Annotated in this window: 23 protein-coding genes and 2 tRNA genes; 11 read left to right on the top strand and 14 right to left on the bottom strand. The window is 67.8% G+C overall.

The genetic code is table 11. The features are described 5' to 3' along the window. The first annotated feature begins 127 nt into the window (after positions 1-127). The 3 genes from AC5IG3_RS00055 (at position 128) to AC5IG3_RS00065 (ending at position 3,851) form a co-directional block, all read left to right on the top strand. Positions 128-1,570: an aminotransferase-like domain-containing protein gene (locus AC5IG3_RS00055; protein ID WP_491896783.1), complete on the top strand. Its 1,443-nt coding sequence runs from the start codon at positions 128-130 to the stop codon at positions 1,568-1,570. Positions 1,571-1,608: 38 nt separating this feature from the next. Further along, positions 1,609-2,688 carry a Stealth CR1 domain-containing protein gene (locus AC5IG3_RS00060; RefSeq protein ID WP_491896784.1) on the top strand — a complete coding sequence of 360 codons (1,080 nt, stop codon included), beginning with the start codon at positions 1,609-1,611 and terminating at the stop codon, positions 2,686-2,688. A gap of 62 nt (positions 2,689-2,750) precedes the next feature. After that, entirely contained in the window at positions 2,751-3,851 is a 1,101-nt protein-coding gene (locus AC5IG3_RS00065; protein WP_491896785.1) for a porin, read from the top strand. Between the two features lie 65 nt (positions 3,852-3,916). On the opposite strand, the gene AC5IG3_RS00070 is transcribed toward AC5IG3_RS00065, so the two are convergent. The 12 genes from AC5IG3_RS00070 to galE form a co-directional block, all read right to left on the bottom strand. Then, positions 3,917-3,992, bottom strand: a tRNA-Gly gene (locus AC5IG3_RS00070). Between the two features lie 5 nt (positions 3,993-3,997). Beyond that, positions 3,998-4,073, bottom strand: a tRNA-Phe gene (locus AC5IG3_RS00075). Between the two features lie 54 nt (positions 4,074-4,127). Continuing rightward, the gene (locus AC5IG3_RS00080) at positions 4,128-4,841 is read right to left on the bottom strand and encodes a response regulator (RefSeq protein ID WP_491896786.1); all 714 of its coding nucleotides are present in this window, start codon (positions 4,839-4,841) and stop codon (positions 4,128-4,130) included. A gap of 7 nt (positions 4,842-4,848) precedes the next feature. Further along, positions 4,849-7,173 carry a sensor histidine kinase gene (locus AC5IG3_RS00085; protein WP_491896787.1) on the bottom strand — a complete coding sequence of 775 codons (2,325 nt, stop codon included), beginning with the start codon at positions 7,171-7,173 and terminating at the stop codon, positions 4,849-4,851. Between the two features lie 13 nt (positions 7,174-7,186). Next, positions 7,187-7,711 carry a DUF4390 domain-containing protein gene (locus AC5IG3_RS00090; protein WP_491896788.1) on the bottom strand — a complete coding sequence of 175 codons (525 nt, stop codon included), beginning with the start codon at positions 7,709-7,711 and terminating at the stop codon, positions 7,187-7,189. Positions 7,712-7,819: 108 nt separating this feature from the next. Then, a complete protein-coding gene (gene rsmB / locus AC5IG3_RS00095; protein ID WP_491896789.1) occupies positions 7,820-9,205 on the bottom strand; it encodes a 16S rRNA (cytosine(967)-C(5))-methyltransferase RsmB in 1,386 nt (461 codons plus the stop codon). A 10-nt stretch (positions 9,206-9,215) separates the two neighbouring features. Then, complete coding sequence (locus AC5IG3_RS00100; protein ID WP_491896790.1) at positions 9,216-10,061, bottom strand: hypothetical protein; 846 nt, start codon at positions 10,059-10,061, stop codon at positions 9,216-9,218. Between the two features lie 61 nt (positions 10,062-10,122). Further along, positions 10,123-10,728, bottom strand: a complete 606-nt coding sequence (locus AC5IG3_RS00105) for a LemA family protein (protein ID WP_491896791.1) — start codon at positions 10,726-10,728, stop codon at positions 10,123-10,125. A gap of 1 nt (position 10,729) precedes the next feature. Then, positions 10,730-11,473 (bottom strand): 7-cyano-7-deazaguanine synthase QueC, encoded by a 744-nt coding sequence (gene queC / locus AC5IG3_RS00110; RefSeq protein ID WP_491896792.1) that lies wholly within the window; start codon positions 11,471-11,473, stop codon positions 10,730-10,732. A gap of 59 nt (positions 11,474-11,532) precedes the next feature. Then, entirely contained in the window at positions 11,533-12,813 is a 1,281-nt protein-coding gene (locus AC5IG3_RS00115; protein ID WP_491896793.1) for a glutamate-5-semialdehyde dehydrogenase, read from the bottom strand. Between the two features lie 110 nt (positions 12,814-12,923). Next, positions 12,924-14,081, bottom strand: coding sequence for a hypothetical protein (locus AC5IG3_RS00120; RefSeq protein WP_491896794.1), 1,158 nt, complete (start codon positions 14,079-14,081; stop codon positions 12,924-12,926). A gap of 242 nt (positions 14,082-14,323) precedes the next feature. Beyond that, positions 14,324-15,349: a UDP-glucose 4-epimerase GalE gene (gene galE, locus AC5IG3_RS00125; RefSeq protein WP_491896795.1), complete on the bottom strand. Its 1,026-nt coding sequence runs from the start codon at positions 15,347-15,349 to the stop codon at positions 14,324-14,326. Between the two features lie 126 nt (positions 15,350-15,475). On the opposite strand from galE, the gene AC5IG3_RS00130 reads away from it, so the two are divergent. From AC5IG3_RS00130 to clsB, 8 genes are all read left to right on the top strand, one after another. Further along, positions 15,476-15,994 (top strand): hypothetical protein, encoded by a 519-nt coding sequence (locus tag AC5IG3_RS00130; protein WP_491896796.1) that lies wholly within the window; start codon positions 15,476-15,478, stop codon positions 15,992-15,994. A gap of 31 nt (positions 15,995-16,025) precedes the next feature. Continuing rightward, a complete protein-coding gene (ubiB, locus tag AC5IG3_RS00135) occupies positions 16,026-17,585 on the top strand; it encodes a ubiquinone biosynthesis regulatory protein kinase UbiB (protein WP_491896797.1) in 1,560 nt (519 codons plus the stop codon). A gap of 70 nt (positions 17,586-17,655) precedes the next feature. After that, on the top strand, positions 17,656-17,988 hold the full coding sequence (locus tag AC5IG3_RS00140; RefSeq protein ID WP_491896798.1) for an FmdB family zinc ribbon protein: 333 nt from the start codon (positions 17,656-17,658) through the stop codon (positions 17,986-17,988). Between the two features lie 11 nt (positions 17,989-17,999). Further along, a complete protein-coding gene (locus AC5IG3_RS00145; protein WP_491896799.1) occupies positions 18,000-18,641 on the top strand; it encodes a DUF502 domain-containing protein in 642 nt (213 codons plus the stop codon). Between the two features lie 39 nt (positions 18,642-18,680). Then, positions 18,681-20,477 (top strand): aspartate--tRNA ligase, encoded by a 1,797-nt coding sequence (aspS, locus tag AC5IG3_RS00150; protein WP_491896800.1) that lies wholly within the window; start codon positions 18,681-18,683, stop codon positions 20,475-20,477. Between the two features lie 84 nt (positions 20,478-20,561). Further along, positions 20,562-21,029 (top strand): dihydroneopterin triphosphate diphosphatase, encoded by a 468-nt coding sequence (gene nudB, locus AC5IG3_RS00155; protein WP_491896801.1) that lies wholly within the window; start codon positions 20,562-20,564, stop codon positions 21,027-21,029. A 56-nt stretch (positions 21,030-21,085) separates the two neighbouring features. Continuing rightward, entirely contained in the window at positions 21,086-21,871 is a 786-nt protein-coding gene (locus tag AC5IG3_RS00160; protein ID WP_491905011.1) for an endonuclease/exonuclease/phosphatase family protein, read from the top strand. Further along, a complete protein-coding gene (gene clsB, locus AC5IG3_RS00165; protein ID WP_491896802.1) occupies positions 21,871-23,178 on the top strand; it encodes a cardiolipin synthase ClsB in 1,308 nt (435 codons plus the stop codon). Before AC5IG3_RS00160 ends, clsB begins: the two co-directional genes overlap by 1 nt. 35 nt (positions 23,179-23,213) lie before the next feature. On the opposite strand, the gene htpX is transcribed toward clsB, so the two are convergent. Then, complete coding sequence (htpX, locus tag AC5IG3_RS00170; RefSeq protein ID WP_491896803.1) at positions 23,214-24,089, bottom strand: protease HtpX; 876 nt, start codon at positions 24,087-24,089, stop codon at positions 23,214-23,216. A 67-nt stretch (positions 24,090-24,156) separates the two neighbouring features. After that, positions 24,157-25,191 (bottom strand): dihydroorotase, encoded by a 1,035-nt coding sequence (pyrC, locus tag AC5IG3_RS00175; RefSeq protein ID WP_491896804.1) that lies wholly within the window; start codon positions 25,189-25,191, stop codon positions 24,157-24,159. Positions 25,192-25,221: the final 30 nt, after the last annotated feature.

Below are 25,221 nucleotides of genomic sequence, written 5' to 3' on the forward strand. Positions count from 1 at the left end.
TAGGCACGATGCGGCGCGAATACCATGTACAGCTTTCGCCCTTGCCGGGTGTACTGTGCAGGCATCACCGCCTGTACATGCTTGCCCTGATGCGGTGCATCCGGGCCCCTTCGGCCCTCTCCTGCGCATGATCACCCTCCATCCCGAATCGACCACGCCGCTGGTCAGTCAGATCGTCGACGGCTTCCGGCGCCTGATTGCCGAGCAGGCGCTGCGGCCCGGCACCAAGCTGCCGTCGATCCGCGCGCTAGCCGCCTCGCATGCGGTGAGCGTGTTCACGGTGGTCGAGGCCTACGACCGGCTGGTGGCGCAGGGCTGGGTGGTGTCGCGCTCGAATGCCGGCTTCTTCGTCAAGCAGCGGGCGGGTGCAGGCATGGGCGTGGGGGCGGGCATGGCTGCCCAGCCCGGCGAAGCGCTGCCCAGCACCGACCTGCGCTTCGACGCGCGCTGGTACCTGCGCCAGATCTTCGAGAACCGCAACCTCGAGCTCAAGCCCGGCTGCGGCTGGCTGCCCAACGACTGGCTGTTCGAGGACGGCGTGCGCCGCAGCCTGCGCCATCTGGCCAGCGACGGCGCCGAGCTGGGCGGCTACGGCCTGCCCTACGGCCACATGGCGCTGCGCGTGCTGATCGCCGAATCGCTGGCCGAGCGCCAGATCGCGGTCGACGCCGAGCAGGTGCTGCTGACTCAAGGGTCGAGCCAGGCGCTCGACCTGGTGGCGCGGCGGCTGGTCAAACCCGGCGACACGGTGCTGGTCGACGAGCCCGGCTACCCCAACCTGATGTTCATGCTGCGCTTCCTGGGTGCGCGGCTGGTGGGCGTGCCGCGCACGCCCGGCGGCTACGACCTGGCCGCGCTGGAGGCGCTGCTGGTCGAGCACCGGCCGGTGGCCTTCTTCACCCAGCCGCGCCTGCAGAGTCCGACCAACTCGGTCGCGCCGGTGGCGCAGCTCTACCGCCTGCTGCAGCTGGCCGAGCGGCACGCGCTGGCGGTGATCGAGAACGACATCTACGCCGACCTCGACCCCGAGCCACGCCCCACGCTGGCCAGCCTCGACCAGCTGCGCCGCGTGGTCTATGTGGGCAGCTATTCCAAGACCATCTCGCCCAACATCCGGGTCGGTTATCTGGTGGCGCGGCCGGATCTGCTCGATGAGGTGGCGCAGCTCAAGATGGTGTCGGGCCTGACCTCGTCGGACCTGACCGAGCGGCTGGCCTTCGGCGCGCTGTCGGAAGGGCGCTGGCGCAAGCACCTCAAGTCGCTGCGCGACCGGCTGGCGCAGGCACACGGCGCGGTGGCGCAACGGCTGATCGGGCTGGGCTTCGAGCTGTTCAGCGAGCCCAAGGCCGGCATGTACCTGTGGGCGCGCCACCCGGACCTGACCGACTGCATCGATCTGTCGCAGCAGGCGGTCGGCGCCGGCGTGCTGCTCGGCCCCGGCCACCTGTTCCTGACCGAGCCGCGCCCCACGGGCTGGTTGCGCTTCAACGTCGCCTTCAGCGACGACGAGCGGCTCTACCGCTTCCTGGCCGAGCAGATCCGCACCCACGTGCAGAGCGCGTCGGCCTGAGCCGTCTGGCCTGTTCCGTTTCCTTTGCTGTTCCCTGCATGAATCACGACACGCCCATCGACATCGTCTACCTCTGGGTCGATGGCAATGACCCGGCCTGGCGCATCAAGCGCCACCAGGCCGCCGAGGCGCTGTCCGCCCGCCGGCGCGACGCCATCGGCCTGTACGGCAACGTCGAGGGCCGCTTCCGCGACAACGACGAGCTGCGCTACAGCCTGCGTGCGCTCGACCGCTTCTTTCCAGCCCATGGCCACGTCTACCTCGTCACCGATGACCAGCGGCCGGCCTGGCTGCAGTCGAGCGACCGGCTGACGGTGATCGACCACCGTGAGCTGATTCCTGGGGCGTCGCTGCCGACCTTCGACTCCGGCAACATCGAGTCGTACATCCACCGCATCCCGAACCTGTCGGAGCGGTTCTTCTACCTCAACGACGATGTCTTCTTCGGCGCGCCGGTTCAGGTGGATGACTGGTTCTGGGACGGCGGCATCTACGCCGCCTGGTCCAACGACCCACCCGTGTCCGACGAGCCACTGCGCCAGGACGCCAACTCGATGGACAACGCCTGCCGGCTGTCGCACCAGTGGTTGAGCGTGCCGCGCGCCGAGTCGTCGGCGCAGGCACAGGCACAGGCACAGGCACAGGCACAGGCATTCGTGCGCGTGCCCGGCTACACGCACACCTTCTGCACCTTCGCGCACTCGCCCCGGCCGATGCTCAAGTCGGTGCTGTTCGAGCTGGAACGTCTCGCCCCCGACCTGTTCGCCCGGGTGCGCTCCACGGTGTTTCGCACCTGGGACAAGCCGACCATCGTGTCGGACTTCGTCATCCGCTGGGCGCTGGCGCACGGCCTGGCCCGCATGCGCGACCACACCCACCTGTACGTGTCGACGGGCGACGCCGACATCGGCTATCAGCTCGACCTGCTGGCGTCGCTGTTCGGCGCGGTGGACTTCTTCTGCATCAACGACACCACCGACAACGCCCATCCCCACGACCCGCGCCTGTCCCAGGTGCGCGAGTCGCTGCAGCGCCTGTTTCCGCAGCCGTCGAGCTTCGAGCGGCACGCTGTGGCGCGCACGCGTCAATGTCACGGCCAGGACATGCCATCTTTTTAACGTCTGTGTTGTCGCAATGCGCCTGGCCGCATTCGTTCATTCCCAACACACCGACGTTGATCATGTCCCTTCAAATCCGCAAGAACGCTCTATCCCTCGCCGCGCTGCTGGCCATCGCCGCTGTGCCGGCGACCGTGTCCGCCCAGGCGGTCGATTTCACGTGGTACGGCCGCGTGGACCTGGCCCTGGAAAACAACAGCAACGGCTCGGTCAACCGCAACGCGGTCCAGAACATGGCATCGCGCCTGGGCATCCGTGGTGAGCGCAAGTTCGGCGCTGACCTGAGCGGCGTCTTCCAGGTCGAAACCGGCGTCGCACCGGACGACACCGCCCAGAGCAAGACCTTCGCCAGCCGCAACAGCTTTGTCGGCGTGAAGAGCGTGGCTGCTGGCGCGCTGCTGGTCGGCACGCACGACATGCCTCTCAAGTCGCTCGAAGGCACGGCCTATGGCCTGTGGGGCGAAGGCGATCTGGCCGAAATCCTGGTGCATGGCAAGGGCTCGCGCGTGGCGCTCGGTAACGCAGTGTTCAACAACGTCCACACCCGTCAGACCAACGTGCTGCTCTACACCAGCCCGAAGTTCATGAACGTGGTGGGCAAGCTGGCGTACTCGCCGGACGAAGCCAAGGTGGCCGCCACGGCCACGGTGCCCGCCATCTCCAGGCCCACCATGGGCGCGTCGGTCGAGTACAACGACGGCATGTTCAACGCCGGCGCGGCGTACCAGAGCCAGAAGAACTTCATCGCCCCGACGGCCACCGCTGCCGGCGCCGAGATGAAGGCCGCCAAGATGACCCTGGGTGCCAAGGTGGACGCCTGGACCGCCGGCATGGCCTACAGCGTGCTGAGCAACAGCGCCGGCAAGAAGACCACCAACTGGATCGCCACCGGCACCTACGCCCTCGACAGCGCCATCACGCTCAAGGCCAGCTTCGGCAAGTCGGGTGAATCGTCGTCGAACGCCAACGACGGCATCAGCGGCATGGCCCTCGAAGCCGACTACGCACTGGACAAGCAGTTCACGGTGTATTCGTACTTCGCCCGCCTGAACAACAGCGCCAAGGCCAAGGCCTCGTTCGCCGGCGCGGACAACTTCCCCGCCGTCGTGAACGCCGGTGACGACCCGCGCGCGTTGGGCGTGGGCATTCGCTACAACTTCTAAGCCGGGTTTCAAGCGCACAAAGCAAAACGCCAGCCCGTGAGGGCTGGCGTTTTGCTTGAAACGTCTGGAGCGGGATAAGAGACTCGAACTCTCGACCTATACCTTGGCAAGGTATCGCTCTACCAACTGAGCTAATCCCGCATTTTTGGTGGCCTGGGGCGGAATCGAACCACCGACACGCGGATTTTCAATCCGCTGCTCTACCAACTGAGCTACCAGGCCACGCAAGCCCGCAAGTATATCAACTAATCGGGGCTTGTCCAGTGTCGGGAGAATTTAATTGCCGCTGCGCTTGTTGCGGCTGAGGTCGACGCCGAGTTGCTTGAGCTTGCGGTAGAGGTGGGTGCGCTCCAGGCCGGTGCGTTCGGCGACGCGAGTCATGCTGCCGTTCTCGCGCGCCAGGTGAAATTCGAAGTAGGCCTTCTCGAAGGCATCGCGCGCCTCGCGCAGTGGGCGGTCGAGCGCGAAGCTCTGCTCGGCGTGGGTGGCGTGATGGGCCGGGGCCGCGTTGATGGTGTGACAGACCCCGGCGCTTGGGGCTTCCACGATGATGTTGTCGCGGTCATAGGGCTGTACGGGCAGGGCGCCCAGGGCCGGAGGGCTTGATGCTGCCGGTTTGGGTGCCGCCGGCTTGACCAGCCCGAGTTCGACCGCGCGCAGCAGTTTCTGCAGCGTGATCGGTTTTTCCAGGAAGGCCATGGCGCCGTACTTGGTCGCTTCCACGGCGGTGTCGATGGTGCCGTGGCCCGACATCATGATGACGGGCATGCCCAGCATGGCGCTGTGGCCCCATTCCTTGAGCAGGGTGATGCCATCGACGTCGGGCATCCAGATGTCGAGCAGGATCAGATCAGGGCGCTGGCGCTCTCTCGCAGCGCGCGCCTGGGCGGCGTTTTCGGCCAGATCGACGTGGTGGCCTTCGTCGGTCAGGATTTCTTGCAGCAGGGCACGGATGCCCATTTCGTCATCGACGACTAGGATGTTGGCCATTTCGGGATCAGGACACGCTCACGGTGGGGGACTGGGGGTGAAGGGGACCGACAACGCTGTCTGGGGGCGTCCCCGCACCCAAGGCCCAGCGTGAAAATGATATCGAAACTTGCGCGCCACCCGGACGCGCCTCGGTGCCGGTGCTGCCAGCGTCATCGGCGAGGTTACCCAAGCGGATGCGCGCGCCGTGCTCTTCTGCGATTTTCTTGACCACGGCCAAGCCCAGGCCGGTGCCGCGCACCTTGGTGGTCACGTAGGGTTCGAAGGCGCGCTTGAGGAGTTTGTCAGAGAAGCCCGGGCCGTTGTCGATGACCTTCAGGCGCACGCGCTGCAGGCGGCCTTCGCTGTCATGCGCGGCCTCGGTGCGGATGATGACGTGGCCTTCCGGCCGCTCGGCCACCGCGTCCAGCGCGTTCTGCACCAGGTTGTGGATGACCTGGCGCAGCTGGGTCGTGTCGCCCAGCAGCAGCGGCAGGCCGCCGGACAGCTGGGCTTCGAGCCGGCCGCTTTCCTGCTGTGCCGCGTACAGCCCCAGCACGTCGCCGACCAGGTGGTTGAGGTCCAGCGGCACCAGTTGCGCCGAGGGCAGGCGGGCATAGTCGCGGAACTCATTGACCAGCGTCTTCATGGCCTCGACCTGCGCGACGATGGTGCCCACCGATCGCACCAGCAGCTGCTGGTCGGTGCCGGTGAGCTTGGCTTCGAGCTTGTGCTGCAGCCGCTCGGCCGAGAGCTGGATGGGCGTGAGAGGGTTCTTGATCTCGTGCGCCACGCGCTGCGCCACCTCGGCCCAGGCGACGCTGCGCTGCGCCGAGACCACGTCGGTGATGTCGTCGAAGACGATCAGCCGCGCGCCTTCGGGCATCAGCGCGCCGCGCACCAGCAACGTCAGCGCGGCGCTGCCGTCGGGGCTGCGCAGCTCGAAGGCTTCCTGCCAGTGGCCACGTTCGGCGCCGTCAGGCTCGTGCGCCTGGGTGGCGAAGTGCTTTTCCACGGCCAGTGCAAAGTCGGCCAGGCCTGGAATCTCGCCCAGCGGGTGACCGCGCCAGTCGGCCATCGGGATGCGCAGGATGCGCGTGGCGCCGGGGTTGACGGTGTCGATCAGCCCGGCCAGATCGAACAGGATCACGCCGGCGCTGAGGTGGTCGAGCAGCGTCTGCAGGTGGGTCTTGGCGCTCTCGACCTCGACCAGGCTGTGCTGCACCAGCCCGCGTGCGTCGGCCAGCTGCTGGGTCATGTCGGCAAAGGCGCGGGTGAGGCTGCCGAGTTCGTCGCGCGACGAGAACACCTCGGTGGGGCTCAGGTCGCCGCGCGCCACCTGGCGCACGCCCTCGGCCAGCACCACCAGCGGCCGGCCGAGCTGGTGGCCCAGCGCGGCGGCCATCAGCAGTGCGCTGAACACGCCCAGGATCAGCGCCAGCGTCAGCGTGCCGATGTACATCTTGCGCAGGCCCTCGCGGCCCAGCGAGCGCTGCTGGTACTCGCTGTAGGCGCTCTGCACGCGCAGCGCGTTGGCCGCCAGCTCGGGCGGCACCACCTGCGTGACCTGCAGGTAGCGCTCGTCGCGGCTGAGGGTGATGTCGTTCGAGGGCAACCAGGCGAGCGCGCGGATGCGGGCACGCGTGTTGGGCGCGGTGTTGGCCGAGCTGGCCGACACCTCGTCGTCCAGGCCTTCGAGCTGCGAGATGACGCGGGTGGTGCGCGCCTGGCGCAGCACCACGCTGCTGGGCCGGTCCGGCAGCAGCGCTGCGCCCAGCGAGCCGCCGGCCAGCGCCAGCACCTGGCCGTTGCCCGACAGCAGCGCCACGCTCTGCGCCGAGAGCTGCTCGCGCAGGCGCTCCAGCGCCAGCACCTGCTGGCGCTCGGGGGAATCGCTGGCGCGTTCGGCGGCGATGCGGGTCTTGGTGGCCAGGTCGTTGACCAGGATCTGCAGCGTGCTGCGGCCCAGGTTGAGGCCGGCCTCCAGCGCGCCTTCGACCTCGATGTCAAACCAGCTCTCGATGCTGCGCGAGACAAACTGGTACGACACGCCGTAGATCAGCGCGCCCGGCACCACGCCCACCAGCGCAAAGATCGCGGCCAGCTTGAACAGCAGCTTGCTGCCGAACTTGCCACGCCGCACCCGCCAGGCCAGGTGCCACAGCGCTGTCAGGATCACCAGCCCGAGCGCCACCGCGATGCCGATGTTGACCCACAGCAGCCAGCCGAAGTGGCGCTCGTACGCCGCCCGGTTGCTGGTGGCCACCGACAGCAGGAAGGCCAGCACCAGCGCCGCAGCGCCGGCGGCCAGCAGGGCGACCAGCAAGGTCCAGCGCAGGGAACGACGGCTCATGGTGGAGGCCGCTTCAGCGGCTTTCGCCCGCGAGATGAACCGTGCGCTCCAGGCGCAGGTTCCACTCGGGTTGCGAGGCGATGCCGATCTGCAGCGGCCGCGGCAGCTGGTCGGTGTCGAGCCGGTAGCTGAACTCGACGTAGTAGCGCGCATCGTCGTCCGCCGGCTGCGGCTCGGCAATGCGCCACTGGCTCACGCGCTGCATGGCGCGCAGCGCGTCATTCAGTGAGCGGAAACCCTGGGACAGCCCGCCCAGGCTGAGCCGGTAGCTGAACGTGAGCGGCTGGTACGTCAGCCGCCAGGTGCGGCTGGCCTGGGCTACCTGCCTGTCGCGCCAGTACCAGCGCTGGCGCATCAGCTCGGCCTCGGCCACGAAGTGCAGTGCCACGCCTTTCTGCAGCGCGTCCTCGACGCCGGGCGGCAGGTCAAAGCGGGCCTCGAAGCTCAGCAGCACGCCTTGCTCGGCGCGCACCGCGTCCAGCCGCGCCAGCTCTGCTGCCGGTGCGCGGCCCGGCCACAGCAGCGCCAGCGTGAGCATCACGGCAAGCCAACAGCAGCGGAGGAACCAGGCAGATCGCGGCACGGCAAGGGCAAAGGGCAAGAGAGGCAGACGTGCGGAGCGGGCATCTGCAGGGCGTCGGGCGTGTCAGAGCGGCTTGTCGAAGCGGGCGTAGTAGAAACCGTCGCCCGACTTGTCCGCCGCCTGCACAGGCCCGGTCCCTGCCGATGAGGCATTTTCAGCCCCAGGCAGGATATGACCGGGGGCCGACGGGGAGATGACGCCGCTGTGGCGTTGTAGAAACGCCGCAGTCTGGCCGGCACCCTCGGCCCGGAAGACCGAGCACGTGGCGTAAACCAGACGGCCACCCGGCCTGAGCAGCGGCCAGAGTGCGTCCAGCAACTCGGTCTGGGTGCGCGCGAGCGTCGGAATGTCGTTGGCGCGACGCAGCCAGCGCACGTCCGGGTGACGCCGCACGATGCCCGAGGCGCTGCACGGCGCGTCCAGCAGGATGGCGTCGAACGGCCGGCCGTCCCACCATGCGGCGGTGTCGCGGGCGTCACCGGCGCGCAGCTCGGCCTTCAGCTGCAGGCGCTGCAGGGTCTGGGCGACGCGCTCCAGCCGGCTCGCGTCGCTGTCGAGCGCCAGCAGATCCAGGTCGGCCAGCTCCAGCAGGTGCGCGGTCTTGCCGCCCGGCGCAGCGCAGGCGTCCAGCACCCGCGCGCCGGCGGGCAGGCGGTCGGCGCCCTGGCCCAGCAGCAGTGGCGCGGCCTGCTGGGCCGACAGGTCCTGCACCGACACGCGGCCCTGCTCGAAGCCCGGCAGCGCCGTCACCGGCACGCCGCGCGCCAGCACCAGCGCGTGGCTGCCCACCTGGGTCGACGGCACGCCGATGTCGGCCAGCGCCTGCTGGTAGGCCGCCGCGTTGGACTGGCGGGCGTTGACGCGCAGCACCATCGGCCCGGCGTGCTGGCTGGCGGCCAGGATCTGCTGCCACTGCTGCGGCCAGTCGCGCCTGACCTGCTCGACCCACCAGCGCGGGTGCTGGTAGCGCGCCACCACGTCGCGCTGGGTCCATTGCGGCACCAGCGTCGCAGCCTCGCGCAGGAAGCGGCGCAGCACGGCGTTGATGAAGCCGGCGCTGGCCGGGTGGCGCAGGCGCGCGCAGGCCACGGCCTGATCGACCAGCGTGTGCGGGGCGTACGGCAGCTCGCCCTCGGGCCACAGCAGCGCCAGCGCCGACAGCAGCAGCGCCTCGACCGGCGGGGCGGGCTTGCGCGTGGCCAGCACGGCGCGCGCGGCCTGGGCGCCACCGAGCCAGCGCATGACGTGAAAGCTCAGCGCCTGCGTGCCGGGCCGCGCGGCCGACGGGCAGGCGGCGAGCGCCTCGGTCAGGCTGTGGCCGGCCAGCACCTCGGCGACGGCGGCGGACGTGTGGTCGAGCAGCGTGGCCAGCGGCAGTTGCAACTGCGGCGACAGCGGCGCCGATGACGACGCGGAGGACGGTTTGGAAGGGGAGGTAGGGGTACGCACGGCCGGCAGTCTAAGCGCCAGCGGGCGGTGTCCTGAAGTGACGCTCCAGCGCGGGCGGCAAGGGCGTGTCGAGCAGGCTGCAGGCGATGCGCAGCGCCTCGGCGCCGGTCAGGTCGAGCGCCACGCCGCCGGTGCAGCGCGTGTCATGCGCCAGATCCACCCAGGTGCGCGCCAGCACGGGCCGGTGCATCCAGCTCAGCGCCTGCAGGGCCTGCAGGCTGAGCACCAGGTCGTTGCCGTCCGGTACCTGGCAGGCGGGTGGGTTGGGCGCGTGGCCCCAGACGGCCTGCAGCACCGCTGCGTACCACTGCGCACCGGCGGCGCTGACGCGGGCCGGCTCGTCGGCCGCCGGCACCAGCCGGGCCAGATAGGCGCTCAGCTGCGCAATCGCCTGCCGCAGCGCCAGCGGCAGCTGGTGCAGTTCCAGCGATTCACGCGTGCCGCCGCGATGCGGGGGCGTCTCGCCCGCCAGCCGGTGCCGCACCAGCAGCAGCAGCAGCAGGCGGTCGATCGGGCGCACGCGGCCGTCGGCGCACATCATGCGGCGCGTGGCCGCCAGCAGCCGCTGGCGTTCGGTCAGCGGCAGGGTGGCGCAGCTGTCGAGCAGCATCTCGACCGCCGGCAGCCGGGCGCCGGGCGGCAGTTGCTGGATCAGGCGCCGGGCTTGGTCGGCGCTGGCCAGTGCGCGTGTTTCTTCGGCCCAGGCCTGCTGCTCGCGCGCGCTGCCGGGCGTCATCACCAGCGCCATCAGCAGCGCGGTGCGCTCGCCCGGCCCCTGCATGCGGCGCAGGCGCGCCCAGGCTTGCAAGGCCTCATCGGCCAGGGGTGGGGCGGCGGGGGGGAGTGCCGAGGACATACCGCGATGCTGCGCCGTTCAGGCGGGAGTTGTCCAGCGCGGCGTCTGTCGCGCGCCGGCCTCAGCCCGGGCCGTTCGGGGGCAGACTGGCGGCCCCGTTCGGGCCGACCGGAAACAGCGGCGCGGCGTGAAAGCGGAAGATCGCCGCCGCCACCGTGGTCGGGAACAGCGCCAGCGCGGCGTTGTAGTCGTCGGCAGCGGCCTGGTAGACCTGCAGGGAGAACTTGATCTGCTCCTGCAGCGCGTCGCGCTGGCGCAGCAGTTCGCTCACGGCCGGGTCGGGACCGTCGCCGGAGGTCAGGTCCTGCAGCGCCAGCGTCAATTCATCGAGCGCGCTGACCAGCTCGGCCTCGGCCACCACCGCCTGCTGCAGCACGCTGCCTTGCAGCGGCTTGCTCTGCACCGCGTCGCTGGCGGTGCTGGCCCGGCGGGCGGCGGCGGTGGTCAGAACGGCGCGGGCCAGGCTGTCCGGGTCGCCGTGGGCGCCCATCAAGGCGCGCGAGGCCTCGGCCAGCGTCAGCGCCACCGCATGCCGCTGGCGCAACTGGCTGGCCAGCGGCGCGAAGGCATTGCGTGTGACCGTGCGCAGCCGCACCAGCCGGTTGTAGGCGCCCAGCATCCAGAAGCCCAGCACGGCCAGCAGCGCCAGGGTCAGGATGCGCGCCATTTCAGGCCCCAATGCCTGCCGCACTGCCCGCCACCCAGGCCGCGTGCCCGGTGCGGCGCAACTCGCACGCCGGGCAGTGACCGCAGCCGTGGCCCCAGGTGTGGCGGGCGCCGCGTTCGCCCAGGTAGCAGGTGTGGGTGTGCTCGGCGATCAGCTCGACCAGCGCGGCGCCGCCCAGGTCGTCGGCCAGCGCCCAGGTCTGGGCCTTGGTCAGGAACATCAGCGGCGTCTCGACCGTCATCGGCGCATCGAGCCCCAGCGACAGCGCCACCTGCAGGGCCTTGAGGGTGTTGTCGCGGCAGTCGGGGTAGCCGGAATAGTCGGTCTCGCACATGCCGCCGACCAGCACGCTGGCGCTGCGCCGGTAGGCCAGCGTGGCGGCAAAGCCCAGGAACAGCAGGTTGCGTCCGGGCACGAAGGTGTTGGGCAGGCCGTTGGCCTGCAGCTCGATCTCGCGCTCGCTGGTCAGCGCCGTGTCGCTGATCTGGCCGATCAGGCTCAGGTCGAGCACATGGTCATCGCCCAGCCGGCCAGCCCAGTGCGGAAACTGCGCGCGCAACTCGGCCAGCACCGTCAGCCGGCAGTCCAGTTCGATGCGATGGCGCTGGCCGTAGTCGAAGCCCAGCGTCTCGACCCGGGCGTAGCGCGCCAGCGCCCACGCCAGGCAGGTGGTGGAATCTTGTCCGCCTGAGAACAGGACCAGCGCGGTCCTGTCAGCCCCTCGCCCGGCGGGTACGCCAGTCAATCCCCCGAGGGGATGCGGGCCGGCTTGGGAGCGGCCCGGCGCTGGGCCCTGCGCTTCGGTCATGACCTGATCTCGCCCTGGCCCAGCACGATGTACTTCAGCGACGTCAGCCCCTCCAGCCCGACCGGGCCGCGGGCGTGGAACTTGTCGGTGCTGATGCCGATCTCGGCGCCCAGGCCGTACTCGAAGCCGTCGGCAAAACGGGTGCTGGCGTTGACCATCACGCTGGCCGAGTCGACCTCGCGCAGGAAGCGCATGGCGTTCGGGTGGTTGGTGGTCAGGATGGCGTCGGTGTGGTGCGAGCCGTACTTGTTGATGTGCGCCATCGCCTCGTCCAGCGAGTCGACCAGCTTGACGCTGATGACCGGCGCCAGGTACTCCTCGGCCCAGTCGGCTTCGGTGGCGTCCACCACCTTCGCGCCCGGCACGTCGGCCAGGATGGCTTTGGCGCGCGGGCCGCAGCGCATTTCCACGCCCTTGGCGGCAAAGATCGCGCCGATGCGCGGCAGGAAGGCCGCCGCCTGCGCCACGTGAACCAGCAGCGACTCGGTCGCGTTGCAGGGGCTGTACTTCTGCGTCTTGGCGTTCTCGGTCACGACCAGCGCCTGCTCGATGTCGACTTCGGCATCGATGTAGGTGTGGCAGTTGCCGTCCAGGTGCTTGATGACCGGCACCTTGGCCTCGGCGCTGATGCGCTCGATCAGGCCCTTGCCACCGCGCGGAATGATGACGTCGACGAACTCGGGCATCGCGATGAGGCGGCCGACGGCAGCGCGGTCGGTGGTCTCGATCAGTTGCACCGCGTCGGCGGGCAGGCCGGCGTCCACCAGCGCGGCCTGCACCAGCTTCCACAGCGCCAGGTTGCTGTGGATGGCCTCCGACCCGCCGCGCAGGATGGCGGCGTTGCCGCTCTTGATAGCGAGCGACGCCGCCTCGATGGTCACGTTCGGCCGGCTCTCGTAGATCATGCCGAACACACCCAGCGGCACGCGCATCTGGCCGACGCTGATGCCTGTGGGCCGGCGGCGCACGTTCAGGATCTCGCCGATCGGGTCGGGCATGGCGGCGAGCTGCTCGCAGCCTTCTGCGACCGTGGCGATGACCTTGGCGCCGAGCTGGAGGCGGTCCAGCATTGGGCCGTCCAGGCCGGCGGCAGCGGCTGCAGCCAAGTCCTGCGCGTTGGCGGCGTCCAGTGCGGGCCCCGCTTCACGCAGGCGCCGGGCCAGCGCCTGCAGCGCGTTGTTCTTGGCCGCAGTGGATGCGGCGGCCATGTGGGTCGAGGCAGCGCGGGCGGCAGCGCCGACCTGGGCCATGTAGGCGGGGATGTCGAGCGTGTTCATGGCCCGAATTGTGGCAGCGGTGGATGGTGCTGCGTCACGACTGTCATTCCCGCGAGAGCGGGCCTGGCGGCATGGATTGCCAGAGTCGGGGGCGTGTCGGGACCTGGCACTTAGCAATGACTTGCACCACACTTGTCCCGGTTTCTTTCTTTCATGCGTTCGTAATTTTGATCAATTTGGCGATCAATCTCTTTTTTCCGTTGTATATAAGTGTCAGACCCATCGTTGGAATTAATGGATTGGCTCTTTTTAGTTTTTACGACTTCATTATAAATTGTGGTGCCCTTAAAATTCGGCGCCTTCAGTCCATCGTCCGTCCAAATAAAATCGGCTTTTTGCTTTACAGGGCTGACGTCATATCTATCGCGTTCAAAGCCAAGTTGAAATTCAACAAATGATCCTTTGAACATCCAACTGCAACTATGGATTAGACCCTTTGATCTGCATAAAAAATTTTCTATGCTGTGAGTCACTACTGTTGAAGCAAGGTCGTAAGCGTCGTGATTTAATTTTATTACACCAAAACCGTAAGTCTCTACGCGGGCGTAATTCTTTCTGCTATTTTCTACGGCCTTGTCAATCAAAACAGGCATCGCCTCGTCTGCGGTCGGTGCGATCAGCCTCCTCGCTGCCTCACGCCTGAAGGGTATCTCATTGGCCACAGTATTTCTGTAATCCACACGAACGGGGTGAACGTGCTCATTGCTTGTTGTAGTCCAATCCAATGAAACCAGATTGGAAAAATACTCTCCCAGTTGCTTTTTATTGAATTTGCTGACATTGCAATCCTGTGAGCCAGTTTTCTCAGGGGCTCCATGCTTCGCCAGTATGGCCGATATAGATGCTGACTGAGGACAGGCTATCGGATACAGCATAAGCTTGCCATGCTCAACCTCAGAAAGAATTGCGTAGCTATAAGGCCATGCCCTGTACTTAAAACTTTCGGCGCTCATTTCAATGAGCGCGGTCTTCTTTGCTATATCCATGGCAAAGAAGATTTTAGGATCAGAGAAATCGGTGCTTTCGGAGAGATAAAATTTTGCTCCTTCTGTTTTTTTAATCATTGCAGATCGGCACCCTGATACTGCCTCGGTAGATCCATAGCCTTTGATATTGCAAACCTCGACATAACCTTCTCTCACTATTGACGAACTCTCGCCTGTCAGTTTACTTTCTTCGCTGTAATAACAGCCACATATCTGAGAGAAAATTAAAGCAGAAGCCGACAGCCTGATGCTGGGCCTCAATTTCGAGGTGATGAACTTCAATTTCAGCTCCTTATATGTCAGGTTCCAAGCATCCTTCGGATGTCTCTAGAATAACTCGAGGGCTTGATGCATCACCTGATTTGGCTGTCAGAGGTGACTTTGAGTGACGCTCTTCGGATAGCGATCCCTGCAACGAATCTGATCAGGTTCACAAACCTCACAGCCCGGTTTTTCTCGGTGTATAAACCGGGCTGTGATTTTACTAGGGATTACGCGATGTAGCTACGGTTTGAGCTTCCAGGTCAGCTCGCAAACCCGTTCGGATTCCCCGACTGCCAGCGCCAGCTGTCCGCGCACATCGCGTCCAAGTCGCGGCTGGCCTGCCAGCCCAGCGTGGCGCGGGCCAGCGCCGGGTCGGCGTAGCAGGACGCCACGTCGCCCGGGCGGCGCGGCACCAGGGCGTAGGGCACGGGGCGGCCGCTGGCGCGTTCGTAGGCCTTGACGACGTCCAGCACGCTGTAGCCGGTGCCGGTGCCGAGGTTGACGGTGAGCGACTGCTGCTTGCCCAGCAGATGGCGCACCGCCGCGACGTGGCCGTCGGCCAGGTCCATGACGTGGATGTAGTCGCGCACGCCGGTGCCGTCCGGGGTGTCGTAGTCGTTGCCGTAGACGGCCAGGCGCTCGCGCTTGCCCACGGCCACCTGGGCGACGTAGGGCATCAGGTTGTTGGGCACGCCGCGCGGGTCTTCGCCGATCAGGCCGCTGGGGTGGGCGCCGACCGGGTTGAAGTAGCGCAGGTAGGCGATGGCCCAGCGCGGGTCGCAGCGTTCGGTCTCGCGCAGCAGCTGTTCGCCCATCAGCTTGGTCAGGCCGTAGGGGTTGGTAGCCGACAGGGCGCAGTCTTCGGTGATGGGCAGGCGCTCGGGGCTGCCGTAGACGGTGGCCGAGGAGCTGAATACCAGCGCCCGCACACCGGCGTCGCTCATGGCCTGGCTGATGCTGATCAGGCCGCCGAGGTTGTTGCGGAAGTACTCCAGCGGCTTCTCGGCCGACTCGCCCACCGCCTTGTGCGCGGCAAAGTGCACCACCGCCTGAACGCCGTGGCGCGTGATGATGTCCTGCATGGCGGCGGTGTCGTTGACGTCGGCCTGCTCGAACACCGGCTTGACGCCGAGCAGCGTCTCCAGCCGCTCCAGCACCGCGGGCGAGCTGTTGGCGAAGTTGTCCACCCCCAGCACGCGGTAGCCCGCCTCGTGCAGCGCAATCCAGGTGTGGGAGCCGATGTAGCCGGTGGCGCCGGTCAGCAGAACGGTGGGCGCTTGGGTCATGAGGGGGGTACTCCGGTCAGTGCAGGGCAGCCCGGGTCGGGCCGAAGCCGGTGATTCTGTCAAAGCCGCATGTCGCGTCAGTCCGCTTCGGTCAAAGGATTTGAGGCCGCCTCCTACAATCTCACGATGTTTCAAGCACTGCTAGAACCCCTGGGCCGGGAGGCCCTCGCCAAGCTCACGCTGTTGATCAACCACGTGCTGGCGGCCGAGCCGGTGGCCACCGAGCGCCTGCGCGGCCAGACCGGCGGCACGCTGGAGCTGGCCTGGCGCAGCTGGCTGCCGCTGCTGCCCCCGCCGCCGCGCGCGGCCTGGCGCATCACGCCGGCCGGCCTGCTGGAGTTGCTGGAAGACCATGAAGACGCGGGCGACCAGTCGCTGCTGGTCAGCCTGGACGCCGGTGAGCTGGGCCGCTGGGCGCTGGCCGGTGCGGCCGGCAGCCCGCCGATGAACGTGCAGGGCGACGCGCCGCTGGCCGCGCAGGTCAGCTGGCTGGCCGACAACCTGCGCTGGGACATCGAGGACGACCTGGCCCGCGTGCTGGGCGACGGCCCCGCCCGCATGGTGACGCGCCTGGCGCAGGCGGGGGTCACCGCGCTGCGTGCGCTGGCGCAACGCCTGCCGCGCCGCACGGCGGACGCGGTTTGAGCGTCGCCCTTACTTTTCCTGCGCGCATTCCATGAAGAACTGGCCTCGGCTGGCGTTGATCGTCTGGGTGATGCTGCGCCACGGCATCGATCAGCTGGTGCTGCCCTTCACCGGTCGGCCGTCGCTGCGCTTGCTGGCCCGCGTGCTGGTGCTGGGCCGGCGGCTCGACCAGCCGCGCGGCGTGCGCCTGCGGCTGGCGCTGGAGCAGCTCGGGCCGATCTTCGTCAAGTTCGGCCAGGTGCTGTCGACCCGGCGTGACCTGATCCCGCCCGACATTGCCGACGAACTGGCGCGCCTGCAGGACCGCGTGCCGCCGTTCCCGAGCCAGCAGTCGCGGGCGCTGATCGAGCGCTCGCTGGGCCGGCCGATTGCCGAGGTGTTCGCACAGTTCGACGCCGACCCGGTCGCCAGCGCGTCGATTGCGCAGGTGCACTTCGGCGTGCTGCACGATGGCCGCGAGGTCGCCGTCAAGGTGCTGCGCCCGGGCGTGCTGGGCATCATCGACGCCGACCTGGGCCTGCTGCGCACGGCGGCCACCTGGCTGGAGCGCCTGTCGGCCGACGGCCGCCGCCTGCGCCCGCGCGACGTGGTGGCCGAGTTCGACAAGTACCTGCACGATGAGCTTGACCTGACGCGCGAGGCCGCCAACGCCACCCAGCTGCGCCGCAACATGAGCGGGCTGGACCTGCTGCTGATTCCCGAGATGATCTGGGACCTGTCCACCGCCGAGGTGCTGGTGATGCAGCGCATGCACGGCGCGCCGATCAGCCAGGTCGAGGTGCTGCGCGAGGCCGGCGTCGACATCGGCAAGCTGGCGGTCGACGGTGTCACCATCTTCTTCACCCAGGTCTTTCGCGACGGCTTCTTCCACGCCGACATGCACCCCGGCAACATCATGGTGTCGACCGCACCGGCCACGTTCGGGCGCTACATCGCGCTGGACTTCGGCATCGTCGGCACGCTGGACGCGCGCGACAAGGAGTACCTGGCGCAGAACTTCCTGGCCTTCTTCCGGCGCGACTATCGCCGCGTGGCCGAGTTGCACGTCGAATCGGGCTGGGTGCCGGCCAACACCCGGGTCGATGAACTCGAAGGCGCGGTGCGCGCGGTGTGCGAGCCGCACTTCGACCGCCCGCTCAAGGACATCTCGCTCGGCCAGGTGCTGATGCGGCTGTTCCAGACCTCGCGCCGCTTCAACGTCGAGATCCAGCCGCAGCTGGTGCTGCTGCAGAAGACGCTGCTGAACGTCGAAGGCCTGGGCCGCCAGCTCGACCCGAACCTGGACCTCTGGCAGACGGCCAAGCCGTTTCTGGAGCGCTGGATGAACGAGCAGATCGGCTGGCGCGCGCTGGTCAACTCGATCAAGGACGAGGCGCCGCGCTACGCCCACTACCTGCCACAGCTGCCGCGCCTGCTGCACGACGCGCTGGCCGCGCAGGCCAAGCCCTACGCGCCGGCGCACGACCATCTGCTGCAGGCGCTGCTGCATGAGCAGCGCCGCACCAACCGCCTGCTGTCGACCGTGATCTGTCTGGCCGTCGGGTTTCTGGCGGGGGCTGTGGCGGTGCGCTTCGTGCTGCACTGGCTCTGACGCTGCGGGCTGTGCCGCAGCCGGCCGCCTCTTTATAATTTCGTGTTTTTAATCAGGGATTTAGCCGACCATGCCGATTTATGCATACCGCTGCACCACCTGCGGCCATGCCAAGGACGTGCTGCGCAAGATCTCTGATCCGCCGCTCAGCACCTGCCCTGCCTGCGGCGCAGAGACGTTTTCCAAGCAGGTGACTGCCGCCGGCTTCCAGCTCAAGGGCTCGGGCTGGTACGCGACCGACTTCCGCGGCGGCAACGCCCCCGCGCCGGCCACCGCCGTGGCTCCGGCCACGCCTGACGTTGCCGCCCCCGCGCCGTCCGGTGGCGGTGAAGCGGCGGCTTCGGGTTCATCTTCGGCCTCCAGCGGCGGCACCGCCTGCGGTGGCTCCTGCGCCTGTCACTGAGCACCCCTCCCGTGAAGAAATACATCATTGCCGGCCTGCTGGTCTGGTTGCCGCTGGCCGTCACCGTCTGGGTCCTGACCTGGGTGGTCGACCTGCTGGGCGGCGTGTTCACCGCGCTGCTCCACGCCGCCGGCGCCGTGCTGCCGGCCAATGCGCAGGCCAGCCTTGAAAAGCTGGATGCCATCCCCGGCGTGGGCGTGCTGGTGCTGCTGGCGCTGCTGATGCTGACGGGCATGTTCGTCGCCAACTTCGTCGGCCAGTGGTGGTTGCGGCAGTGGGACGCGCTGATGTCGCGCATTCCCATCGTCAAGTCGATCTACAACTCGGTCAAGCAGGTCTCCGACACGCTGTTCTCCAGCAGCGGCCAGGCCTTCCGCGAGGCGGTGCTGGTCGAGTACCCGCGCCGCGACTGCTGGACCATCGCCTTCGTCACCGGCAAGCCCAGCGGCGAAGTGGCCGCTCACCTGCCCGATGATTGCGTCAGCCTCTACGTGCCGACCACGCCCAACCCGACCTCGGGCTTCTTCCTGATCGCTCCGCGCACCGATGTCCGGCCGCTGGCGATGAGCGTGGACGAGGCGCTGAAATACATCATCTCGATGGGTGTGGTGACGCCGCCGGCTTCGCTGGCTTCTGCTGCTGCCCGCCACTGAATACCGCTGCACACCGATTTTCGAAAGAGACAACAAAACATGCGCACCACCTACGCCGGCCTCGTCAGCGAAGCCCTGCTCGGCCAGACCGTCACCCTGATGGGCTGGGCCCACCGTCGTCGTGACCACGGCGGCGTGATCTTCATCGACCTGCGCGATCGCGAAGGCCTGGTGCAGATCGTCTGCGACCCCGACCGCGCCGAGATGTTCCAGACCGCCGAAGTCGTGCGCAACGAGTTCTGCCTCAAGATCACCGGCCTGGTGCGTGCGCGCCCCGCCGGCACCGAGAACGGCAACCTCATCAGCGGCAAGATCGAGGTGCTGTGCCACACGCTCGAAGTGCTCAATGCCAGCGTGACGCCGCCGTTCCAGATCGACGACGACAACCTGTCCGAGACCACCCGCCTGACGCACCGCGTGCTGGACCTGCGCCGCCCGCAGATGCAGAAGAACCTGATGTTGCGCTACCGCGTGGCGATGGAGGTGCGCAAGTTCCTCGACGAGAACGGCTTCGTCGACATCGAAACCCCCATGCTCACCAAGAGCACCCCTGAAGGCGCGCGCGACTACCTCGTGCCCAGCCGCGTGCACGACGGCGCCTTCTTCGCGCTGCCGCAGTCGCCCCAGCTGTTCAAGCAGCTGCTGATGGTGGCCGGCTTCGACCGCTACTACCAGATCACCAAGTGCTTCCGTGACGAGGACCTGCGCGCCGATCGCCAGCCCGAATTCACGCAGATCGATATCGAAACCTCCTTCCTGGGCGAAGAAGAGATCCGTTCGATGTTCGAGGGCATGATCCGCCACGTCTTCCGCAAGGCGCTCAACGTCGAGCTGGGCGACTACCCGGTCATGCCGTATTCGGAAGCCATGCACCGCTTCGGCTCCGACAAGCCCGACCTGCGCGTCAACCTCGAATTCACCGAGCTGACCGACGTCATGGGCACGGTCGACTTCAAGGTCTTCTCGACCCCCGCCACCACCAAGGGCGGCCGCGTCGTCGCCCTGCGCGTGCCGGGCGGCGCGGCCATCAGCCGTGGCGAGATCGACGGCTACACCGAGTTCGTCAAGATCTACGGCGCCAAGGGCCTGGCCTGGATCAAGGTGAACGACGTCACCAAGGGCCGCGAGGGCTTGCAGAGCCCGATCGTCAAGAACCTGCACGACCAGGCGCTGGCCGACATCCTGGCCCGCACTGGCGCACAGAACGGCGACCTGCTGTTCTTCGGCGCCGACAAGGCCAAGATCGTCAACGACGCCATCGGCGCGCTGCGCCTGAAGGTCGGCCACAGCGACTTCGGCAAGAAGAACGGCCTGTTCGAGGACAAGTGGGCACCGCTCTGGGTGGTCGACTTCCCGATGTTCGAGCACGACGAAGAAAACGACCGCTGGGCCGCCGTGCACCACCCGTTCACCGCGCCGAAGGACGGCCACGAAGACCTCATGGACACCGATCCGGGCGCCTGCATCGCCAAGGCCTACGACATGGTCCTCAACGGCTGGGAACTCGGCGGCGGCTCGGTGCGCATCCACCGCGCCGAAGTGCAGAGCAAGGTCTTCAGCGCGCTCAAGATCAGCAAGGAAGACGCACAGACCAAGTTCGGCTTCCTGCTCGACGCGCTGCAATACGGCGCCCCGCCGCACGGCGGCCTGGCCTTCGGCCTGGACCGCATCGTCACCATGATGACCAAGGCCGAGTCGATCCGCGACGTCATCGCCTTCCCCAAGACCCAGCGCGCCCAATGCCTGCTGACCGGCGCGCCGAGCATGGTCGACGAGAAGCAACTGCGCGAGTTGCACATCCGCCTGCGCAGCGCGCCGGCGGCGGCGCAGGGCTGATCTCGTGCGGCCCCCAGGGCCGAAAAAATCAAGAGGCGCGGCAGAGTCCGCGCCTTTTTTTATGCGCTCGACTAAGCTGACGGTATGCGCCCTCCCAAAATCCCCGTCTCCGTCCTCGTCGTCATCCACACCGCCGCGCTCGACGTGCTGCTGATCGAGCGGGCCGACAAGCCCGGTTTCTGGCAGAGCGTGACGGGCTCGCTGGACGCCATCGACGAGCCGCTGCGGCTGACGGCGGCGCGTGAGGTGGCCGAGGAAACCGGCATCGTCGTCGGCTCGGCCGGCGTGCCCGAGGCAGCCCTGAGCGACTGGCAGCTGCAGAACATCTATGAGATCTACCCGGTCTGGCGCCACCGCTACGCGCCAGGCGTGACGCAGAACACCGAGCATGTGTTTGGCCTGACGGTGCCGCGCGATGTGCCGGTGGTGCTGGCGCCGCGCGAGCATGTGCAGCATGTGTGGCTGCCGTGGCGCGAGGCGGCGGACCTGTGCTTTTCGCCCAGCAATGCCGAGGCGATTCTGCAGTTGCCGCAGCGTCGGCCCGGAGCGTGACGATGTCGGTCTTTCGATCCTCGCGCTGGGGTGGTTTCGGTGTGGCGTCGAGCCGCATGCCGTTGACCGAGACGGGCGATCTGAACGGCCCCCGGCTGCGCGTGGCGACCTACAACATCCACAAGGGCGTGCGCGGGCTGGGGCACGGCAAGCGGCTGGAAATCCACAACCTGGGGCTGGGCGTGGCGTCGCTGGACGCGGACCTGGTGTTCCTGCAGGAGGTGCGGCTGTTTCACCATGGCGACGCGCGCCGTTTTGATCGCACCAGCTTCGGCTGGCCGGCGCAGGGGCAGGCGGATTTTCTGGCACCCGAGGGCTACGAGGCGGTCTACCGCACCAATGCGGTCACGCGCGATGGCGAGCACGGCAATGCGCTGCTGTCGCGCTGGCCGCTGGGCGAGGTGGCGCATCACGATGTGTCGGACCACCGCTTCGAGCAGCGCGGCCTGCTGCACACCGCCGTGCACTGGCAGGGGCTGACGGTGCACAGCATCGTCGTCCACTTCGGCCTGATCCATGCCAGCCGGGTGCGCCAGGCCGAGCGCCTGGGCGCTTATCTGGCGGCCGAGATTGCGCCGCATGAACTGGTGGTGGTGGCCGGTGACTTCAACGACTGGGGCGAGCGGCTGGACCCGATCTTTGCCACCGTCGGCCTGCAGCGCGCCACGCCGCCCGACGGCCGGCGCGCACCGCTGACGTTTCCCTCGCGCATGCCGCTGTTCGCGCTCGACCGGGTCTACACCCGTGGCCTGCGCTGCGCCGGCAGCATGGCACCGCGCGGGTCGGCCTGGGCGCGCATGTCCGACCACCTGCCGCTGGTGGTGGAGCTGGAGCTGGCCTGATGGCGCCGGCACCCGACGCCGCCGCACCGCCGACCGTGCGGCCCTGGGCGGCCTATCTGGTGCCGCAGCCGGTGTTTCTGGGCGGCCATCGGCTGCGGCTGCTGCGGGGGGGGGATCAACTGTTTCCGGCCATGCTGGAGGCGATCGGCGCAGCGCGCGAGGAGATCTGGCTGGCCTCCTACATCTTCAGCAACGACGCCAGCGCCACGGCCATTGCCACTGCGCTGGCTCATGCCGCACAGCGAGGTGTGCAGGTGCGGGTGGTGGTGGACGGCTTCGGCTGTCATCACAGCCATGACACGCTGGTGGCGACCATGGCGGAGGCCGGCGTGGCATTGGCGGTGTTCCGGCCGCTGGAGCGCTGGACGCACTGGCTGCAGCCGGGCCAGCTGCGGCGCCTGCACATGAAGCTGTGCGTCGTCGATGGCCGCATGGGCTTTGTGGGTGGCATCAACCTGATCGACGATCGCATCGACCTCAACCACGGCCGCACCGAGATGCCCCGGCTCGACTTCGCCGTGCGGGCCGAAGGCCCGGTGGTGGGTGCCATGGCGCAGGCGGTGCGGGCGATGTGGTCGCGCGCCTGGCTGGGCCGCGACTGGCGCCAGGAAGCGCACACGCTGCTGGCCGCGCGCCGGCCGCTGCGCGAATTGCGCCGGCTGTGGCGCCAGTTGCGGCTGCTGAGGCGATCACGTGGCACGTACGGCACGCGGCGCCGCCCGCCCGCGCCGATGGTGGCGGCGCTGGTGGTGCGCGACAACTTCCGGCAGCGCCGCACCATCGAGCGCGCGCACATCGAGGCCATCCGCAGTGCGCGCCGCCGCATCTGGCTGGTGACGCCGTACTTCTATCCCGGCAACGATTTCCGCCGCGCCCTGCGCGATGCCGCCGCCCGCGGCGTGGAGGTGCGCCTGCTGCTGCAAGGCAAGGTCGACTACCGGCTGGCCGCGCTGGCCGCCCGCGTGCTGTATGCCGAATTGCTGCACCACGGCGTGCAGATCCACGAATACACGCCGGCCTACCTGCACGCCAAGGTCATGCTGGTGGACGATCAGTGGGCCACGGTGGGCAGCAGCAACATCGATCCGCTGTCGCTGCTGCTCAACCTGGAGGCCAACCTGATCGTGCGCGATGCGGGCTTTGCCCGCGAACTGGCTGCCGAGATCGAGACCGCGCTGGCCGCCTCACGCCAGGTGCAGCATGAGGAGCTGCGCGAGCTCGGCTGGATCAGCCTGGCACGCCGCGCCGTGGTGGCCTGGGTGGCGTATGTCTACCTGCGCATGGCGGGCGTGACCGGGCGGTATTGAGCGCCACTGGCGCGCGCCACGGGACGAAGGACGGCTCAGCGCGCGTTCTGCAGCGCGGCGATGCGCTCTTCGATGGGCGGGTGGCTGGAGAACAGCGCCATGAGGCTGCTGGGCCGGCTGCTGATGCCCATCGCCGCCATGCTCTTGGGCAACTCACCGGGGTCGATGCCGCCCAGCCGCGCCAGCGCGCGCTGCATCGGCACGCGGCTGCCCATCAGTTGCGCGGCTCCGGCGTCGGCGCGGAACTCACGCTGTCGGCTGAACCAGGCCACGATCATGGCCGCCACCAGGCCCAGCAGCAGGTCGAGCACCACCGTGGTGATCATGTAGCCGATGCCGGGGCCTTCCTTGTCGTTCTTGAGAATGACGCGGTCGACGAAGTAGCCCACCGCTCGCGAGATGAAGACCACGAAGGTGTTCATCACGCCCTGGATCAGCGTCATGGTCACCATGTCGCCGTTGGCGACGTGGGCGACTTCATGGCCGATGACGGCCTCGACCTCGTCGCGGCTCATGTTCTGCAGCAGGCCGGTGGACACCGCCACCAGCGCCGAGTTCTTGAACGCGCCGGTGGCGAAGGCGTTGGGCGCGCCCTCGAAGATCGCGACCTCGGGCATGGTGATGTTCGAGGCCTGCGCAAAGCGCTGCACCGTGCTCACCAGCCAGCGGTGCATCGGTTCGGTCGAGTCGTTGATGACGACCGCGCCGGTGCTCCACTTGGCCATCGGCTTGCTCATCAGCAGCGAGATGAACGCGCCGCCAAAGCCCATCACCATCGCAAAGCCCAGCAACGCGCCCATGTCCAGCCCCGCCGCGCTGATGTAGCGGTTGAAGCCCAGCAGGTTGGCGGTGACGCTCAACACCAGCATCACGGCCAGGTTGGTGATCAGGAAGAGTGCAATGCGTTTCATGATGGCGACGGCTCAGGTCACAGGTTGATTCACGGACAGGCTGATGATGGGGCCTGTGCGCGTCATTTCAATCCACCAGGCGCCAGTTCAGTGTCTCGCCGGCGCACAGTGGTTTGAGTTGCGCATCGCCAAAGGCGAGCGTTTCGGGCAGCGTCCACGGCTCGCGCGCCAGCGTCACGCGGCCGGTGTTGCGCGGCAGGCCGTAGAAGTCCGGGCCGTGGAAGCTGGCGAAGCCTTCGAGCTGGTCGAGCGCGCCAGCGTCCTCGAACGCCTGCGCGTACAGCTCCAGCGCGCTCAAGGCGGTGTAGCAGCCGGCGCAGGCCGCGGCGTGTTCCTTCAGGTGGGCCGGGTGCGGTGCGCTGTCGGTGCCGAGGAAGAAGCGCGAGTTGCCCGAGGTGGCCGCAGCCACCAGCGCCAGGCGGTGCACCTCGCGCTTCAGGACCGGCAGGCAGTAGTAGTGCGGGCGCAGGCCGCCGGTGAAGATGGCGTTGCGGTTGTAGAGCAGGTGGTGGGCGGTGAGGGTGGCGGCGGTGTGGGCGTCGGCGCTGTTGACGTAGTCGGCCGCTTCTTTCGTCGTGATGTGCTCGAAGACGATCTTCAGCTCGGGGAAATCGCGCCGCAGCGGGATCAGCACCTGGTCGATGAAGACGGCCTCGCGGTCGAACACGTCCACCGCTTGGTCGGTCACTTCACCATGCACCAGCAGCAGCAGGCCCGCGCGCTGCATGGCTTCGAGCGCGGCGTAGGTCTTGCGCACGTCGGTCACGCCGGCGTCGCTGTTGGTGGTGGCGCCGGCCGGATAGAGCTTGAGCGCGACCACGCCTGCGGCCTTGGCACGGGCGATTTCCTCAGCCGGCGTGTTGTCGGTCAGGTAGAGCGTCATCAGCGGCGTGAAATCGACGCCGGCCGGCACCGCCGCGGCGATGCGCTCGCGGTAGGCCACCGCCTGCGCCGCGGTGGTCACCGGCGGCCGCAGATTGGGCATGATGATGGCGCGACCGAACTGGCGCGCGGTGTGCGGCACGACCGTGTGCAGCGCAGCGCCATCGCGCACGTGCAGGTGCCAGTCGTCGGGGCGGGTGAGGGTCAGTGTGGTGCTCATGGAGCCATTTTCACCCGCCGGGCGCTCACA

It is taken from the genome of Leptothrix sp. (in: b-proteobacteria) (genome assembly GCF_965250675.1).
Classification (GTDB): Bacteria; Pseudomonadota; Gammaproteobacteria; order Burkholderiales; family Burkholderiaceae_C; genus Sphaerotilus.

Excerpts from the sequence above, each read along its gene's own strand:
- AC5IG3_RS00090 (WP_491896788.1), bottom strand. The coding sequence starts at position 7,711 with ATGCTCACGCTGGCGCTGCTGTGGCCGGGCCGCGCACCGGCAGCAGAG.
- galE (WP_491896795.1), bottom strand. The coding sequence starts at position 15,349 with ATGACCCAAGCGCCCACCGTTCTGCTGACCGGCGCCACCGGCTACATC.
- AC5IG3_RS00100 (WP_491896790.1), bottom strand. The coding sequence starts at position 10,061 with ATGTCCTCGGCACTCCCCCCCGCCGCCCCACCCCTGGCCGATGAGGCC.
- AC5IG3_RS00065 (WP_491896785.1), top strand. The coding sequence starts at position 2,751 with ATGTCCCTTCAAATCCGCAAGAACGCTCTATCCCTCGCCGCGCTGCTG.
- AC5IG3_RS00080 (WP_491896786.1), bottom strand. The coding sequence starts at position 4,841 with ATGGCCAACATCCTAGTCGTCGATGACGAAATGGGCATCCGTGCCCTG.
- clsB (WP_491896802.1), top strand. The coding sequence starts at position 21,871 with ATGGCGCCGGCACCCGACGCCGCCGCACCGCCGACCGTGCGGCCCTGG.
- AC5IG3_RS00055 (WP_491896783.1), top strand. The coding sequence starts at position 128 with ATGATCACCCTCCATCCCGAATCGACCACGCCGCTGGTCAGTCAGATC.
- AC5IG3_RS00130 (WP_491896796.1), top strand. The coding sequence starts at position 15,476 with ATGTTTCAAGCACTGCTAGAACCCCTGGGCCGGGAGGCCCTCGCCAAG.
- htpX (WP_491896803.1), bottom strand. The coding sequence starts at position 24,089 with ATGAAACGCATTGCACTCTTCCTGATCACCAACCTGGCCGTGATGCTG.
- AC5IG3_RS00105 (WP_491896791.1), bottom strand. The coding sequence starts at position 10,728 with ATGGCGCGCATCCTGACCCTGGCGCTGCTGGCCGTGCTGGGCTTCTGG.
- aspS (WP_491896800.1), top strand. The coding sequence starts at position 18,681 with ATGCGCACCACCTACGCCGGCCTCGTCAGCGAAGCCCTGCTCGGCCAG.
- AC5IG3_RS00115 (WP_491896793.1), bottom strand. The coding sequence starts at position 12,813 with ATGAACACGCTCGACATCCCCGCCTACATGGCCCAGGTCGGCGCTGCC.
- ubiB (WP_491896797.1), top strand. The coding sequence starts at position 16,026 with ATGAAGAACTGGCCTCGGCTGGCGTTGATCGTCTGGGTGATGCTGCGC.
- pyrC (WP_491896804.1), bottom strand. The coding sequence starts at position 25,191 with ATGAGCACCACACTGACCCTCACCCGCCCCGACGACTGGCACCTGCAC.
- AC5IG3_RS00140 (WP_491896798.1), top strand. The coding sequence starts at position 17,656 with ATGCCGATTTATGCATACCGCTGCACCACCTGCGGCCATGCCAAGGAC.
- nudB (WP_491896801.1), top strand. The coding sequence starts at position 20,562 with ATGCGCCCTCCCAAAATCCCCGTCTCCGTCCTCGTCGTCATCCACACC.
- AC5IG3_RS00085 (WP_491896787.1), bottom strand. The coding sequence starts at position 7,173 with ATGAGCCGTCGTTCCCTGCGCTGGACCTTGCTGGTCGCCCTGCTGGCC.
- AC5IG3_RS00060 (WP_491896784.1), top strand. The coding sequence starts at position 1,609 with ATGAATCACGACACGCCCATCGACATCGTCTACCTCTGGGTCGATGGC.
- AC5IG3_RS00160 (WP_491905011.1), top strand. The coding sequence starts at position 21,086 with ATGCCGTTGACCGAGACGGGCGATCTGAACGGCCCCCGGCTGCGCGTG.